This is a genomic window from Desulfomicrobium escambiense DSM 10707 (genome assembly GCF_000428825.1).
Taxonomy (GTDB): Bacteria; Desulfobacterota; Desulfovibrionia; order Desulfovibrionales; family Desulfomicrobiaceae; genus Desulfomicrobium; species Desulfomicrobium escambiense.
In genome coordinates this window covers 42,691-58,274 of the sequence record NZ_AUAR01000023.1, presented here as the reverse complement: position 1 = coordinate 58,274, position 15,584 = coordinate 42,691, and the positions used below count along the sequence as shown (strand labels likewise).

At 66.0% G+C, this 15,584-nt stretch carries 15 protein-coding genes and 1 pseudogene; 8 read left to right on the top strand and 8 right to left on the bottom strand.

The window, feature by feature from the left end; all coding sequences use genetic code 11:
* Together G394_RS21760 and G394_RS21755 are read left to right on the top strand one after the other, a co-directional pair.
* Positions 1–315 (top strand): DUF6402 family protein (locus G394_RS21760; protein ID WP_211226297.1); only part of this gene is annotated, 315 nt, incomplete at its 5' end.
* 59 nt (positions 316–374) lie between these two features.
* Positions 375–827 (top strand): annotated as a pseudogene (locus G394_RS21755) (DUF6402 family protein); the annotation flags it as partial.
* 204 nt (positions 828–1,031) lie between these two features.
* Here G394_RS21755 and G394_RS0115065 read toward each other — a convergent pair.
* Both G394_RS0115065 and G394_RS0115060 read right to left on the bottom strand, forming a co-directional pair.
* Positions 1,032–3,548 (bottom strand): ABC transporter permease, encoded by a 2,517-nt coding sequence (locus G394_RS0115065; RefSeq protein ID WP_028578374.1) that lies wholly within the window; start codon positions 3,546–3,548, stop codon positions 1,032–1,034.
* The gene (locus G394_RS0115060; protein WP_245578353.1) at positions 3,545–4,234 is read right to left on the bottom strand and encodes an ABC transporter ATP-binding protein; all 690 of its coding nucleotides are present in this window, start codon (positions 4,232–4,234) and stop codon (positions 3,545–3,547) included. The genes G394_RS0115065 and G394_RS0115060 overlap by 4 nt, the downstream gene beginning before the upstream one ends.
* On the opposite strand from G394_RS0115060, the gene G394_RS19470 reads away from it, so the two are divergent.
* The 6 genes from G394_RS19470 to G394_RS0115030 all read left to right on the top strand — a co-directional run bounded on the left by G394_RS19470 (position 4,218) and on the right by G394_RS0115030 (position 8,196).
* The gene (locus G394_RS19470) at positions 4,218–4,862 is read left to right on the top strand and encodes an arylesterase (protein ID WP_043776174.1); all 645 of its coding nucleotides are present in this window, start codon (positions 4,218–4,220) and stop codon (positions 4,860–4,862) included. The genes G394_RS0115060 and G394_RS19470 overlap by 17 nt on opposite strands.
* Positions 4,863–4,899: 37 nt before the next feature.
* Entirely contained in the window at positions 4,900–5,601 is a 702-nt protein-coding gene (locus tag G394_RS0115050; protein ID WP_028578372.1) for a hypothetical protein, read from the top strand.
* Positions 5,598–6,374 (top strand): substrate-binding periplasmic protein, encoded by a 777-nt coding sequence (locus G394_RS0115045; protein ID WP_028578371.1) that lies wholly within the window; start codon positions 5,598–5,600, stop codon positions 6,372–6,374. The genes G394_RS0115050 and G394_RS0115045 overlap by 4 nt, the downstream gene beginning before the upstream one ends.
* A gap of 2 nt (positions 6,375–6,376) precedes the next feature.
* On the top strand, positions 6,377–7,105 hold the full coding sequence (locus tag G394_RS19465; protein ID WP_051307237.1) for a pseudouridine synthase: 729 nt from the start codon (positions 6,377–6,379) through the stop codon (positions 7,103–7,105).
* Between the two features lie 66 nt (positions 7,106–7,171).
* A complete protein-coding gene (locus tag G394_RS0115035; RefSeq protein WP_028578370.1) occupies positions 7,172–7,675 on the top strand; it encodes a MauE/DoxX family redox-associated membrane protein in 504 nt (167 codons plus the stop codon).
* Positions 7,666–8,196, top strand: a complete 531-nt coding sequence (locus G394_RS0115030; RefSeq protein ID WP_028578369.1) for a rhodanese-like domain-containing protein — start codon at positions 7,666–7,668, stop codon at positions 8,194–8,196. The genes G394_RS0115035 and G394_RS0115030 overlap by 10 nt, the downstream gene beginning before the upstream one ends.
* An 80-nt stretch (positions 8,197–8,276) precedes the next feature.
* On the opposite strand, the gene G394_RS0115025 is transcribed toward G394_RS0115030, so the two are convergent.
* The 6 genes from G394_RS0115025 to G394_RS0115000 all read right to left on the bottom strand — a co-directional run bounded on the left by G394_RS0115025 (position 8,277) and on the right by G394_RS0115000 (position 15,581).
* Positions 8,277–10,274 carry an elongation factor G gene (locus G394_RS0115025; protein WP_028578368.1) on the bottom strand — a complete coding sequence of 666 codons (1,998 nt, stop codon included), beginning with the start codon at positions 10,272–10,274 and terminating at the stop codon, positions 8,277–8,279.
* 15 nt (positions 10,275–10,289) lie between these two features.
* Positions 10,290–11,003, bottom strand: a complete 714-nt coding sequence (locus tag G394_RS0115020; RefSeq protein WP_028578367.1) for a hypothetical protein — start codon at positions 11,001–11,003, stop codon at positions 10,290–10,292.
* Positions 11,004–11,100: 97 nt separating this feature from the next.
* Positions 11,101–12,174: a 3-isopropylmalate dehydrogenase gene (leuB, locus tag G394_RS0115015; protein ID WP_028578366.1), complete on the bottom strand. Its 1,074-nt coding sequence runs from the start codon at positions 12,172–12,174 to the stop codon at positions 11,101–11,103.
* Between the two features lie 126 nt (positions 12,175–12,300).
* Positions 12,301–12,795, bottom strand: a complete 495-nt coding sequence (locus G394_RS0115010) for a 3-isopropylmalate dehydratase small subunit (RefSeq protein ID WP_028578365.1) — start codon at positions 12,793–12,795, stop codon at positions 12,301–12,303.
* A gap of 9 nt (positions 12,796–12,804) precedes the next feature.
* Positions 12,805–14,064, bottom strand: coding sequence for a 3-isopropylmalate dehydratase large subunit (gene leuC, locus G394_RS0115005; protein WP_028578364.1), 1,260 nt, complete (start codon positions 14,062–14,064; stop codon positions 12,805–12,807).
* On the bottom strand, positions 14,049–15,581 hold the full coding sequence (locus tag G394_RS0115000; protein WP_028578363.1) for a 2-isopropylmalate synthase: 1,533 nt from the start codon (positions 15,579–15,581) through the stop codon (positions 14,049–14,051). Before G394_RS0115000 ends, leuC begins: the two co-directional genes overlap by 16 nt.
* Positions 15,582–15,584: the final 3 nt, after the last annotated feature.

Genomic DNA, 15,584 nt, shown 5'->3' with positions numbered 1-15,584 from the left:
AAAATAATTGAAATAGACAGACTGAAACTGACTGATTTGCCGGGAGTGATGCGCAATATGGGATGGGTCGTCGCACCGAAGCTCATGGAGAGATGGTTTCAAGGAGACGCTTTTGCATTGCACGATGACTTGAGAGATACATACGATCGTTATCCGACCTCCATACCATCACAACATTACGACGATGAGATTGTAACCATGGATTGGGCTCTTCAATTCAATCGCTTCGCGGAAACATACGCCAGCATAATAAATAATTATTCAACAAAAGCATCTGCGGAGGCACTTGAAGTAAAACTGAAACGTTACGTGTAGCCAGAAGCAACTCCAAGACTAGGAAATACCTCCATGAAGGCCCGAGAACTGAATGCGACAGCCAGATACAGACAAAACACTTCGGCAAACTTACAGACACAATCGACGACTTTTACGGAGCAATCGGGAGAGGAATGGTGCAACTGGCGGTCGTCGGTCACGTACATCGCGACAAGTACATGGAATTATTCATCATCGAGCATATAGGTGTATACCTGAAGGATGTTTATGAATTCGATACAATTGTCCAGCCCCTCGGCTGCTGGACCAAGAGCAAGGCTTTGGGAAAAGCCGAGATGATCTCCCGTCTGTCTGCCAACACATCCCTGGTCGGCGCACACATCCTCCTGATCAACGAGCCTGTATTTCACGTCTTCAATCACGATTTTCGTCAATACAGAGAAAAGCACGGCAAAGGTGGGGATTTCATCATCTATTCAGATGTGAAATGGCTTCCCGCCACCGATTTCCCCCCGATTCTCCTGAGCAGGAACAGGCGGGGCGGCACATGACAGAGGCGCGATGTACCTGGCCATCGTCGAGCGCCGCCGGGCTTTCGATCCCTGCGTGTAGAGGAAGCGGGACGGGGCCTGCCGCCAGCGCCTGAAGCAGGTCCGGTTTGCGGGCGTGCACTCCAACATCGGCGGCGGATACTGCACGCGAACGCATCGAAGGAACAATAACGCCCTGCCGGACCCGACCCGGCAGGGCGTTTGCTATTCGTTGCGCAGAAACGGCGCGGCCTTCTTTCCCAATACCCGCCAGGTGCCCAGGAGACCCATGGCCAGGGAGATGGCCACTCCGGTCAGCACGGTCAGAAGGCCCGTGGGCAGGTCCGGGGTGAACTGCATCTTCAGCAGGCCCTGGACCACGCCCCAGGCCGTGACCGTGCCCAGGATCAGGCTGCCCAGGCCCGTGAAGAGGCCGGCCAGGGAGAACTCGGCCACGAGGATGGCCAGGATGTCGCGGCGGGTGGCGCCGCAGACCTTGTAGATGACGCTGTCGTAGATGCGCCGGTGCTGGTCGGCCGAGAAGGCCCCGGCCAGGACCAGGAAGCCCACAAGCAGGGCCACGCCGGCCATGACCTGGAAGATGCTCGCCGTGCGCCGCATGAGCATGGCCGCGTTGTCCAGTACCTCGCGGATGGTGACCACGGCCACCTCGGGGTAGGCCGACGTGACGCGGGCGAAGAGGCCGTCCTCGCCGCCATGGCCGTAGGCCGCGCCGAGCCACGTCTGCGGGGCCCGGTCCAGGGTGCCGGGCGAGAAGACGATGGCGAACTGCATGGCCAGGGTCCGCCAGTTGACCTCGCGGATGTTCGATATGGTGCCCGTGATGTTGCGGCCCAGGACGTTGACCGTCAGGGTGTCGCCCACGTCCACGCCGAAGCCCTCGGCCAGATCCGAGGTCAGGGAGATGAGCGGAGGACCGTCGTAGCCCTTGCCCCACCACGTCCCGCGCAGGAGCGTGCTGCCGGCCGGGAACTCCTCGCTCCAGGACAGCCCGCGGTCCCCGCGCACGGCCCAGGACACCTCCTCGGACACCGTGGCGTTCTCCACGGGGGTGCCTGCGATGCGCACGATGCGGCCGCGGATCATGGGCCGCAGGTCGAGCCTTGTCACGCCGGGCGTGCCCTCGACCATGGCGCGGAAATCCCCGACCTGATCGGGACGGATATCCATGAAGAAGAAGGCCGGGGCTTCCTGGGCCAGTTCGGCCGTCAACGCCCGTGTCAGGCTGACGTTGACCATGACCACGGCCACCAGCGCCGTGAGCCCGAAGCCCAGGGCGAACACCAGGCTCACGCCCGGCGATCCCGGACGGTGGATATTGGCCACGCCGATGCGCCAGCTCGCCCACGGCAGGCGCGGGGCCTTGCCTGCCAGCCAGCGGATGGCCCGGGCCAGACCCTTGAACAGCAGCCACGCGCCGATGGTCCCGCCCACGAACCAGGCCGCGAGCCGGGTGTTGCCGGCGAACTGGAAGACCATGGCCGCAAGCAGGGCGAAGGCCGCGGCCGTGGGCAGGACCGCCGCGCGGGGCATGCGGCCCATGTCGGCCGAGATGTAGCCGCGGAAGATGCCGGACGGGCTGACCATGACCGCACGGAAAAGCGGGGGCATGGAGAAGGCCAGGGTCGTGACCAGGCCGAAGAGCGCGGCCTGGATCAGCGGGGCCGCGTACAGGCCGCCACGCGCCTGGATGGGCAGGATGTCGGCGAAGAACCGGGCGCCGAGCCACGGCACGAGGCTCCCGCCGGCCATGCCGGCCAGGGCCCCCACGGCCCCCAGGAAAAGGACCTGCATGAGGTAGGAGGCGAAGAGCACGCGCACCGGCCCGCCCATGCACTTCATGGCCGCCATGTGCGCCAGGCGCCCGCCCAGGTAGCCGCGCACGCCGCCGGCGATGCCCAGGCCGCCGACCAGCAGCGCGCCCAGGCCGACCAGGGTCAGGTCCACGCGCAGACGCTCCAGGACCGTGCTGATGCGCGGCGCGGCGCGGTTGAAGTCGCGCACCCGCCAGCCCGACTCGGGGTAGGCGGCGCGGATGGCCTCGGCCGTCTGCGAGGCGTCGCGGCCCGGGAGCCGCAGCAGGTACTCGGTGCGGAAGAGGCTTCCGGCCCCGGACAGGCCCGTGCCCCCGAACCCTTCGACCCCGACCATGAGGCGCGGCCCCAGGGAAAAGAATTCCATGACCCGGTCCGGCTCGCGCAGGATCACGCCGCGCACCTGGAAGCGGGCCTCGCCCACGGCCACCTCGTCGCCCACAGCCAGACCCAGCCTTGCCAAAAGGTCCCGGTCGGCCACGGCGCCGGGCAGCCCGCCGCGCTCGGGCAGGAGTTCCTGAAGCACGCCCCCGCCCTCGATTTCCATGCGCCCGTACAGGGGATAGAGGGCGTCGACGCCCTTGAGCTCGACCAGAACGGCCTTGTCGCCCGCGCGGGCCATGGTCCGCGTGGACAGGGTCCGGGCCAGTTCTCCGAAGCCGCGCAGAAAATCGGCCTCGACCGGGCTCAGGTCGCGGGAGGTCAGACTGACGCTCACGTCCCCGCCGAGGATGGCCTTGGCGTCGGCCGCCAGCCCGGCCTCCAGGGCCCGCCCCAGGGAGCCCACGGCACTGATGGCCAGCACGCCCAGGAAGAGGCAGCCCAGGAACACGCCGAAGCCCCGCAGGCCACCGCGTAGCTCGCGGCGGCAGAGGTTCAGGGCCACGAGCCAGTCCCGGCCGCTCATCGCTCCTCCATGCGGCCCGAGTGCATGGACGCCGTGCGGCCGCAGCGCCCGGCCAGATTCCGGTCGTGGGTCACCAGCACCAGCGTGGCCTTTTCCTCGGCCTGCATCTTGAAAAGAAGCTCCATGACCCGCGCGCCCGTGCCCTCGTCCAGGTTGCCCGTGGGCTCGTCGGCCAGGATGATGCGCGGCCGCGGCGCGAAGGCCCGGGCCAGGGCCACGCGCTGCTGCTCACCGCCCGAAAGCTGCGAGGGGTAGTGGCCGGCGCGGTGACCCAGGCCCACCTGCTCCAGAGCGTCCAGGGCCTGGCGCCTGGCGTCGGGATGGTGGGCGAACTCAAGCGGCAGCGCTGCGTTCTCCAGGGCCGTCATGGTCGGGATGAGGTGGAAGGCCTGAAAGACGATGCCCAGGTTCTCGCGCCGAAAGCGCGCCAGCTCGTCCTCGCCCATGGCCGTGAGGTCCTTACCGGCCATGCGCACCGCGCCCGAGGTCGGCCGTTCCAGACCGGCCAGGAGCATGAGCATGGTCGTCTTGCCCGAACCCGACGGCCCGACCACGGCCAGGGTCTCGCCCTGCCCCACCGTCAGGCTGACCCCGTTCAGGATGTTGACCGGCCCCGAACCGGCGGTTAGCGTCAGGTGGACGTCCTCAAGCACAACCGAGGGAACATTCATGGCATCCAAGCTCATTCGACATATCCTCATGGCCGCGCTGCTTCTCGCCAGCCCGGCCGGGCTCGTTCACGGAGATACGACAATGCACATTCTCGCCTTCGGCGACAGCCTCACGGCGGGCTACGGCCTGCCCGCCGACCAGTCCTTCGCCGCCCAACTGGAGCGGCGCCTGCGCGACATGGGCCGCGACGTGCGCGTGACCAACGCGGGCGTGTCGGGCGACACCACGGCCGGCGGCCTGGCGCGTCTGGCCTGGTCCCTGGAGGACAAACCCCACCTCGTGGTGCTTGAACTCGGGGCCAATGACGGACTGCGCGGCCTGGATCCCGTACGCATGCGAGACAATCTCGACGCCATGATCAGGCAATGCCAGGAGGCCGGGGCCAGGATCATTCTGGCCGGGATGCGCGCTCCGGTCAATTGGGGACTCGAATATCGCAAACAGTTCGACGACGTTTTCCCCGAACTGGCCGAGGAGCATGACCTGCCCCTCTACCCCTTCTTCCTCGAAGGCGTGGTCCGCGACCCGTCCCTGGTCCTGGACGACGGCCTGCACCCCAACGCCGCGGGCGTGGCGCGCATCGTCGACGGCATCCTGCCCCTGGTCACCCAAGAGTTGGACGCACTGGAGAAGGTTTCATGAAAACGCAGTCCGCTCCCCATGGCGGAGGTAGGCAAAAATGATGGCATTTCCTGTTCTGCTGCTGGCAGTCATGACGGCCGTGTGGTACCTTTCGACCAAGATCATGAAAGTCACCGTCGACGCCCTGTCCTCCCCCAAGGAACGCATGGTTCCCCGCTCCCATGTCCCGGTTGACCAGGACGTGCGGCAGCCCCTGCGCCAGGCGTCGGACTGGGCGGCGGACCACGGCTTCGCCGAGGACGTCATGTTCGACTTCCGCATCGCCGACAAGGACCAGTCCCTGTTCTGCAAGACCTGGAAGAATGCCGCCGAAAAGACCTATCTGGTCTTCTACCATGGCCTGGGCAAGCATTTCCTCGAACTGGTGACCATCTACGACGACAAGACCGGCGTGACCACGACCAACGCCCCCGACGCCCACACCCTGCCCACGGTCCCCGGCGCCTTCGTGCAGGCCTTTCCGGGCTTGACGCTGCCGCAGCTTCTGGAGGCTCATCATGCGGGGCGCGCCACGCTGGAACGCCGCACGGGCCTCGAACCCCAGGACAGGCCCGAGGAGACCTTGGACCTCATCTGCGCCGCCCTGGAACGGCAGGCGCGCTACGTCAGGTCCATCCCGGGCTGGCAGTGGAAGGGACTTTGGTGGATCACCGTGCGCAAACGGCGGATGATCGGCAAGGACGTGGGCTGGCAGCTAGACCAGTTCGGGGTGCACGAACCGCCGGAAGGTCTGCAATGACCAGGCGGCGGGCGCTTCTCGTCCTCTTCGTCCTGCTCGGCAGCCTCCTGGCGACTCCGGCCGCAGCCGCCAACGCCACCGACCTGCACGTGGTCTACCTCGAACGCCCGCCCTATTACTGGACCGAAAACGGGCAGCCGCGGGGTTTCCTGCTTGGCCTGACCAGGCAGATTCTCGACCGGGCCGGGATTCCGGCGTCCTTCAGCCAACACCCCCCGAACCGGATCATGGAAGAACTCCGCACCGACAGCGGCCCCACGTGCTCCATCGGCTGGTTCAAGACGCCCGAACGCGAAACCTTCGCCACGTTCAGCCTGCCCATCTACCGCGACCAGCCCCTGGTCCTGCTGACCACAACCGACAAGACGCACCTGTTCAGCCGCCACACCACCCTGCGGGACGTCTTGGCCGATCGGTCCCTGATCATGGCCCAGGTGGCCTCGTTCTCCTACGGCGAAGCCGTCGACCGCATGCAAAAAGAGATTCTGGTGCGCAGCCTGACCGTATCGTCCTCCCAAAAAGTCCTGCCGAAGCTGATTCTGCAGGGGCGCGCCGCCTACATGCTCGTGGCCCCCGAGGAAGTCCCGACCCTGCTGCGGCTGGCCGAGGTTGACGCAGTCCGGTTCACCACTCTGACCATGCAGGACATCCCGGCGGGTAACCTGCGCTACCTCATTTTCACCAAGAGCGTTCCCGACAGCACCCTCCAACGCATCAACGCCGCCATCGCCGACCTGACCGACCAGGACGCGCTGGGCGCCCCCAAGCCCTGACCATGACCCTCGCCCCCCTGCGCTACGAACCGCCGACCGAGCCGCGGCTGGTCATCATCCACGAGGACCGGGACATGGTCGTCCTCAACAAGCCCGGCGGCCTGTTGTCCGTGCCGGGCCGCACCCCGGAGCTCTTCGACTCGGCCCTGACCCGGGTGCGGGAGCTGCACCCCGCCGCCCAGGCCGTGCACCGGCTGGACCTGGGCACCTCAGGCGTCCTCGTCGTGGCCACGCGACGCAAGGCCGAGTCCGAGCTGCGCCGACAGTTCCAGGAACGGCTGACGCGCAAGACCTACCTGGCACGGGTCGAAGGCTCCATCACTCCGGATGAAGGCGTCGTGGACCTGCCGCTGGTCTGCGACTGGCCCAACCGCCCCCGGCAGATGGTCTGCCATGCCACCGGCAAGCCGGCCCTGACGGAATACCGCGTGCTCCAACGCGACACGCGGACCACCCTGGTCCTCCTGCTGCCCCACACCGGACGCTCGCACCAGCTTCGGGTGCACATGGCCAGCCTCGGTCACCCCATCGTGGGCGACAACCTCTACGGCCCGGATGGGGACGCCGACCCCGCGGGTCTCCTGCTGCATGCCAGCCAGCTGGGCCTATTTCACCCCTACGGGCGCCAGTGGACCGTGTTTCACGCTCCCTGCGCCTTTGCGCCCGGCGTTCCGCCCATTCCCCTCGCCCCGCCCGCAGAGCGTCAGAGCCAGCATCAAAATTATCAATAACTTTGGCTTGATTTGATCCGGAATAACGATTTGACCTCTGGACTGCCAAAAGCCAGAGAGTATTCCATGCTCTCCATTACCTGGAAATCATTCTCCTACTCCGCAGTCCGCATGGGGCTCGCCCTGGCCTTTTTGACTGCCGGAGCCATCAAGATCCAGAACCCCATGACCTTCGCGGCGACCGTCGACGCCTTCGGCATCCTGCCGGGCTTTCTGGTCCTGCCGGCGGCCTTCGTCCTGCCGGTGCTCGAAATCCTCGGGGCAGTGGCCCTCATCTTCGACATCCGCGGGAGCCTAGGCCTCATCACCCTCATGCTCCTCGTCTTCATCGCCGTACTCGCCTGGGGCCTGCACATGGGGCTCGACATCGATTGCGGCTGCTACGGTCCCGGCGATCCCGAGGCCGAAGCCTTCTCAGGAATCCGCAGCGCCCTGCGCCGCGATCTCCTCATGCTGGCCTGCGCGGCCGTACTGTACGCGTGGCGTTGGTTCCTGGGCATGCGCCCGGTCTCCTTCGCCTCGAAATACCAGTCCGTCAAAACTCTTATCTGGAAGGAAGAATGCGCATGAAAAAAGTTCTCGTTCCCGTGGTTGTCCTGCTTGTCACATTTCTCGCCAACCCGTCCTTCGCCCTTTTCGACTCCAAGTTCGAGGCCGAAGCCACCAAGGAAACCGAAGCCGTGAAGCTGGTGCGCGACACAGCCGCCGGAGGCTACGACCTGGTCACGGCCGCCGAGCTGAAGAAGATGATGGACGAAGGCAAGGACATGGTCATCGTCGACACCATGCCCTACGCGGACAGCTACAAGAAGGAGCACGTGCCCGGCGCGGTGCAGTTCCTCTTCCCCATCCCGGACATGAAGGAGTGGGACGCCAAGGAGACCGACGGCAAGACCCAGGCCGACTTCGAAGCCCTGCTGGGGCCCGACAAGGACAAGCCGGTCATCGTCTACTGCGGCTTCGTCAAATGCACCCGTAGCCACAACGGCGCGGTCTGGGCCAAGAAGCTCGGCTACAAGAACGTCTACCGCTTCCCCGGCGGCATCTTCGGCTGGAAGGGCGCAGGATTTCCTGTGGAAGAAGTGAAGTAGCCCATCCCTTGGTCAGCTAAAAATGAAGCCCCCGGGTCTACGGACTCGGGGGCTTCATTTTTTTGGGCAAGCGCCGCAGGTCACCCCACCACGTCGTATTTGCTGAAGACCAGCGAATAGAAGGCCTTGCCCTTGGTGCGGGACCTGAGTTCCGTCGAGAAACCGAAGAGCTGGCGCATGGGGGCCATGGCCGTGATGCCGGAGTCGAAGTCGCCCGTGCGCACGTCCAGGATGCGCGCGTTCTTGGCGCCCAGGAGGTTGACGCAGTCGCCGACGTATTCCGGAGGCATGCGCAGTTCCACGCTCATGATGGGCTCCAGCAGGACCGGCGAGGCCTGGGAGAGGGCAGTCTTCATGGCCTCCAGGGCGGCCATGCGCACACCGAGTTCCGTCAGGCCGTCCTCGAAGGGCGACACGGCCAGGAGCCGGGCCTCGGCGTCGGCCACAACGCAGCCGTGGGCCGCCCCGGCCTGCAGGGCGTCCTCCATGGCCTTGAGGGCGATATTGGCCATGTTGCCAGCCGGGACGTCCGAGACCACCGCGTTGCCCGCCCCGCGTTCCCGCGGCTGTACGGACAGGCGCACCAGGGCGCGATGCAGGTTGTCGGCGATGAGCTTTCGGCACGTGCCTTCGGCCTCGGCCGCGGCCTCGACGGTCTCGCGAAAGATGACCTGCGGGTTGCCGTAGCGGAAGGCCACCCCGCTCTCCTTGCGTAGACGCTCCAGCACCACCTCCAGGTGCAGCTCGCCCAGGCCGGCCACGATGAGCTGGTCCGTGTCCTCGTCGGTGAAGGAGCGCAGGGTCGGGTCCTCGATGCAATATCTCTCAAGCAACGCTTGAAGTTTGTCCGTATCGCTGGCGCTGCCCGGAACCAGGGCCACGTTCAGCACCGGCTGCAGGACGTCGATATTCTCCAGCCGCAGATCCGACTTGCCCGTGAACAGCGTGTCGCCCGTCACGCACTCCTTGAGGCCCGTGGCCAGCACGATCTCGCCGCCCCGCGCCTCGGGGATGGGCTCAAAGCGGTTGGCGTGGACCGTGTAGAGCTTATGGATCTTCTCGAAGCGTTCCAGGCGCGAGTTCCAGACCGCGCTGTTCTCGGCCACGCGGCCGTTGTAGACACGCAGGAAGATCTTCTTGTGCGCGCCCTCGAACAGGACCTTGAAGACGAAGCCCACGAACTGGTCGTCCTTGACGCCCGCCTCCTCCATCCGCGCCAGCACCCGCGCATGGGACTGGGACTCCTCGGGCGAGGGCAGGAAATGCGTCACGCCGTTCATCAGCGGCTGCACGCCGATATTCTTCAGCGCACTGCCGCAGTAGACCGGCACGGCCTGGCCCGAGAGCGTCACCCGGCGCAGGGCCGCGCGCAGATCCTCGTCGCCCAGATCCTCCTCGCCCAGGTATTTCTCCATGACCGCGTCGTCGAGGTCGGCCAGGGTCTCGATGAACTCGCGCCGCCTGGCCTCCAGCTGCTCCGCGTCCGCCCCGCGCGGTTCCTGCTCGTGCACCGTCGAGCCCTGATCGGTCGGGTCGAAGGTCAGCACCAATCCGCGCAGCAGATGCAGCACCCCGCCCTCCACGGCCAGGGACGGCACCGTCACGGGCACGGGCCGCACGCCGAGCCTGTCGCCGATGTCGCCGACCACGCGCCAGTAGTCCGCGCCGGGCCGATCCGTCTTGTTGATGAAGACGAGCCGCGGCAGCCCGTACTTGCGCGCCTGCCGCCAGACCGTCTCGCTCTGGGATTCGATGCCGTTCACGCCGCAGAAGACCACCACGGCCCCGTCGCAGACGCGCAGGGCCCGCTCCACCTCGACGTTGAAGTCCACGTGGCCCGGCGTGTCGATGATGTTGATGCGCGTGCCGTGCCACTGGATGGTCGTGCAGGCCGAAGTGATGGTGATGCCGCGCTTCTGCTCCTCTTCGAGGTAGTCCATGGTCGCGGCGCCGTCGTGGACCTCGCCGAGCTTGTGGATCTTGTGCGAATAGAAGAGCAGCCGCTCGGTGAGGGTCGTCTTTCCGGCGTCGATGTGGGCGATGATGCCGATGTTGCGCGAGATGTCGTGTTTCTTCATGGGTGCGCGAAGGGGTTAGAAGAATGTCGTGATGGTGCGCCGGAACGTCTGCGGGGTAATGACGTCCCACAGCCAGCAGCCCAGAAAGCGTTCGGCCACGACCACGGGCGCCGCTCCGGCCTCGCCGCCGTACGCGATGTACGGCCGCCCCTGGACCGCGGTCTCGGCCGTCACGGCCCGGTAGGCCTGGACATACTCGCTGTCCGGCAGTTCCAGAGCCACGCCGTAGGCCTGCGGATCGGGCCGCACGACGCGGTGATGGTCGATGGCGATTCCGGCCAGGTCGATGCACACGCCCTCTCCGGTGCCGCTCAGAAGCTGCAGGATCGGGCCGGGCTCACGGGTGAATATCTGGTTCGCCGAGAGCAGGTCGCAGCCGAATAGCAGCGCGTCCGTGACCGGACCGCTCACATGGACCACGAGGCTGTCCACCCGCGCCGCCAGGGCCTGGACCATGGCCGAAAACACGGCCGTCAGCGGGAAGCGGCGCTGGTCCACGGCGAAGAAGGCCCAGTCCAGCCGCTCGTGGCCGACCGTGCGGTCCACGTGGGCGAAACGCCGCGTTTCCGTCACCGGCTCGCTCCCCTCCTGGGCCAGGGCCCAGGCAAAGGCCACGGCGTTCTTGATGACCGACTTGTTCACCGCCGGGCAGCGGTCGTAGGCCTCGCCAAGGGCGTCGTCGTCAATGTCCGGCTCGATGCCGTTCTCCGCCAGCAGTTCCTCGATCACATGGGGCTCCTTGCAAAAAAAATGGGCAGGTCACGCATGACCTGCCCGACATTTCCATATTTCAGGGCGTTGCACAACAGGCCGCGCCCCGCGAAGTTCAGACGGCGTCCGCCACCAGCCTGCCCATCTCCGTGCAGCCGACCTTCGTGCCCTCGCCGACAAAGATGTCGCCGGTGCGGTAGCCCCTGGCCAGCACGCCCTTGACCGCCGCGTCGATGGCAGCGGCCTCGGCCTCCAGGCCGAAGGAGAATCTGAGCATCATGGCCACGGACAGGATGGTCGCCAGCGGGTTGGCCACGTCCTTGCCGGCGATGTCCGGCGCCGAGCCGTGAATGGGCTCGAACAGGGCCGGGCCGCCCGATCCCATGGACGCCGAGGGCAGCATGCCGATGGAGCCCGTGATGATCGAGGCCTCGTCCGACAGGATGTCGCCGAACAGGTTCTCGGTCACGATGACGTCGAACTGCGAGGGGTCGCGGATGAGCTGCATGGCCGCGTTGTCCACGTACATGTGCGACAGCTCCACGTCCGGAAACTCCGCCGCAGTGCGGATGGCCACCTCGCGCCACAGCCGCGACACGTCGAGCACGTTGGCCTTGTCCACCGAGCACAGGCGCTTGCCGCGCTTGCGCGCGATCTCGCAGGCCACGCGCACGATGCGCTCCACCTCGGACTCGGAGTAGATCATGGTGTTGAAGGCCGCGCGCTCGCCGTTCACCACGGTCTCGCCCCTGGGCTCGCCGAAATAGGCGCCGCCCGTCAGTTCGCGCACGACCATGATGTCCAGCCCCTGGCGCACGATGTCGGGACGCAGGTACGACGCCGCCGCCAGTTCCGGGAACAGCGCCGCCGGACGCAGGTTGGCGAACAGCCCGAGCGCCTTGCGGATGCCCAGGAGCCCCTTCTCAGGCCGGATGGCCGGGTCGATGGTGTCCCACTTCGGGCCGCCCACGGCCCCCAGCAGCACCGCGTCCGCAGCCTTGCAGGCCGCCACCGTTGCCGCGGGCAGCGGCTCGCCCACGGCGTCGATGGCCGCGCCGCCGATGAGGACCGTCTCCGTTTCCACCGTGTGGCCGAATTTCGCGGCCACCCTCTCCAGCACCTTCACGGCCTGGGTCACTATTTCAGGGCCTATGCCGTCGCCGGGCATGAGGCATATCTTCATGTTCATTGAGAACTCCGTTGATGCGAATATATTAAGGCATGCCTCCGGCGGGCAGGGGGCACGCCCCCTGCACCCCTTTCATGGGGGTGGGATGGGGAAATCCGGTGCTCGCGGCAGTCGTGCCGAACGGGTCTACTGCGCGACCTTGCGTTTGACGTACTCGACCAGGCCGCCGCCGGACAGCATGTCCATCATGAATTTCGGGACCGGGTTGAAGCCGATGGTCTCGCCGCTGGTCAGGTTGGCGATCTTCCCGGCAGCCACGTCGATCTCCAGTTCGTCGCCGTCCTTGATGCGGGCGATGTCGTCGCCCAGTTCCAGGAGCAGCAGGCCCATGTTGAAGGCGTTGCGATAGAAGATGCGCGCGTAGCTCTTGGCCAGCACTACCGGCATGCCCGCGCCGATGATGGCCAGGGGCGCGTGCTCGCGCGACGAGCCGCAGCCGAAGTTCTCCCCGGCCACCAGGATGTCGCCGGGGGTGACGCGCTTGACCCAGCCCTCCTCCAGGCCCTCGAAGCAGTTTTTGCCCAGCTCGGCCGTGTCGGCCGTGACCAGGAACCTGGCCGGGATGATGGCGTCCGTGTCGATATGGTCACCCACCACGTGGGTCTTTCCCTTGAATGTCATGGCGTCCTCCTACAGTTTGCCCGGGTGCGTGATGAGGCCGGTCACGGCCGTGGCCGCGGCCACCGCCGGATTGGCCAGGTAGACCTCGGACTTCAGGCTGCCCATGCGGCCCTTGAAGTTGCGGTTCGTCGTGGCCAGGCAGCGCTCGCCGCCGGCCAGGATGCCCATGTGGCCGCCCAGACACGGCCCGCAGGTCGGCGGGCTGATGATGGCCCCGGCGTCGAGGAAGATGCGCAGCAGGCCTTCGTCCAGGGCCATGGAATAGGCCCCGGGAGAGGCCGGGATGACGATGAAGCGCACGCCCTTGGCCACCTTGCGGCCCTTGATGATGGCCGCCGCCTCGCGCAGGTCGCTGATGCGGCCGTTGGTGCAAGAGCCGAGCACCACCTGGTCCACACGGATGTCCGAGACTTCCTCCACGGGCTTGACGTTGTCCGGCAGGTGCGGACAGGCGATCTGCGGCGAGAAGGACGACACGTCGAAGGTCATTTCCTTCCAGTAGGCCGCTCCGTGGTCGGCGGCGATAGGCTCGTCCCCGTCTCGGCCGTGGGCCCGGCAGTATTCGAGGGTCTTGGCGTCGGCCGCGAAGAGCCCGACCTTGCCGCCGGCCTCGATGGCCATGTTGGCCATGGTCATGCGCGCTTCGACGGACAAATCATCGATGACCTCGCCGCCGAACTCCAGGGCCTTGTACAGGGCCCCGGCCACGCCGGTCTGGCCGATGGTGAAGAGGATGAGGTCCTTGCCGCCCACGTGCTCGGGCAGCTTGCCCGTGAAGTTGACGCGGATGGTCTCGGGCACCTTGAACCACGTCTCGCCCAGGGCCATGGCCGCGGCCACGTCCGTGCTGCCCAGGCCCGTGGCGAAGGCGCCCAGGCCGCCGTAGGTGCAGGTGTGGCTGTCGGCGCCGACAATGATGTCACCGGGGCCCACCAGGCCGTACTCGGGCAGGATGGCGTGCTCCACGCCGACGTTGCCGCCCTCGTAGTAGTGCGTGATGTCCATCTCGCGGGCGAAGTCGCGCACGACTTTGACCTGCTCGGCCGAGTCGATGTCCTTGTTCGGGGTGAAGTGGTCGCAGACAAGGGCCACCTTGTCCTTGTCGAAGACCTGCTTCACGCCCATGCCGCGGATGGACTTGATGGCCAGGGGCGCCGTGATATCGTTGGCCAGGACCAGGGACACGCGGCACTGGACGATCTGTCCGTCGGCCGTGATGGGCTGGTCCGTGTGGCGCTGCAGTATCTTCTGGGCTAAAGTCTGTCGCATATCGTATCCTCCTGTCTTTTGGCCAGGCGGTTCAGGGCGTTCAGGTACGCCTTGGCGCTGGCCACGATGATGTCCGCGTCGGATGCGCGGCCCACCGAGGTTCTTCCATTCTCTTCAATCTTGACGGTCACCTCGCCCTGTGCGTCGGTGCCGCCGGTGATGGCGTTGACGGCGTAGCGGACCAGCTTGGGGCTGCGGCCCACAACCTTGCCGATGGTGTTGAACACGGCGTCGATGGGACCCGTGCCGAAGTCCGACAGGATGCGCTCCTCACCATCCACGTACATTTTGACCACCGCGTTGGGAATGGCCATGTTGCCGCTGATGGCGCTCAGGTACTCCAGCCGGTACTTGTCCGGGATGCGGAAGATCTCGTCCAGCACCACGGCTTCGAGATCCTCGACGAAAATCTCCTTCTTGCGGTCCGCCAGCTTCTTCATGGCGGTGAAGACGATGCCCAGCTGCTCCTCGTCCAGGCGGTAGCCCAGGTCCTTCAGGCGCTTGTCGAAGGCGGCCCGGCCCGAATGCTTGCCCAGCACCATGTCCTCTTCCTTGCGGCCCACGGACTCGGGCGTCATGATCTCGTAGGTCTGGCGGTTCTTGAGCACGCCGTCCTGATGAATGCCGGACTCGTGGGCGAAGGCGTTAGAACCGATAATCGATTTGTAGGGTGGTATAGGCTGACCGATGATCAAAGACAAGAGCCGGGTCGACGGAAAAATCTGCTCCTTCTTGATGTTCGTGGTCAGCTGGTAGAAGTCTTTGCGCACGTCCATGGACATGACCACTTCTTCGAGCGCCGCGTTGCCGGCGCGCTCGCCGATGCCGCTCAGGGTCACCTCGGCCTGCCGCGCCCCGGCCTTCAGAGCCGCCAGGGTGTTGGCCGTGGCCAGGCCCAGGTCGTTGTGGCAGTGCACGGAGAAGACGGCCTTGTGGCTGTTCTTCACGTTTTCGAGCAGATACTTGATGAGTTCCGCGAACTCCTGGGGCTGGGTGTAGCCCACGGTGTCGGGCACGTTGATGGTCGTCGCCCCGGCCGCGATGACGCGCTCGAAGACCTGGGCCAGGAAGGCCCAGTCGGAACGGGAGGCGTCCTCTGCCGAGAACTCGACGTTGGACGTCTTGGACACGGCGTACTTGACCGCGGCCTCGGCCATCTCCAGCACCTGGTGCCGCTCCTTGCGCAGCTTGTACTTCATGTGGATGTCAGAGGTGGCCAGGAAGGTGTGGATGCGCGCCTGCGGGTTGCCCCGGACGGCCTCCCAGGCGCGGTCGATGTCCGCGGGCAGGGCCCGGCACAGCCCGGCCACCTGGCAGTTCTGCACGGCCGCTGCGATCGCCTGCACGGCCTCGAAATCGCCCTGGCTGGCCGCCGGAAAGCCGGCCTCTATGATGTCGACGCCCAGATTCTCCAGCTGGCGCGCCAGACGCACCTTTTCGCTACCGTTCATGGTCGCGCCCGGAGACTGCTCGCCGTCGCGCAAGGTCGTGTCGAAAATGAAAATTCTGTCGGACATGGC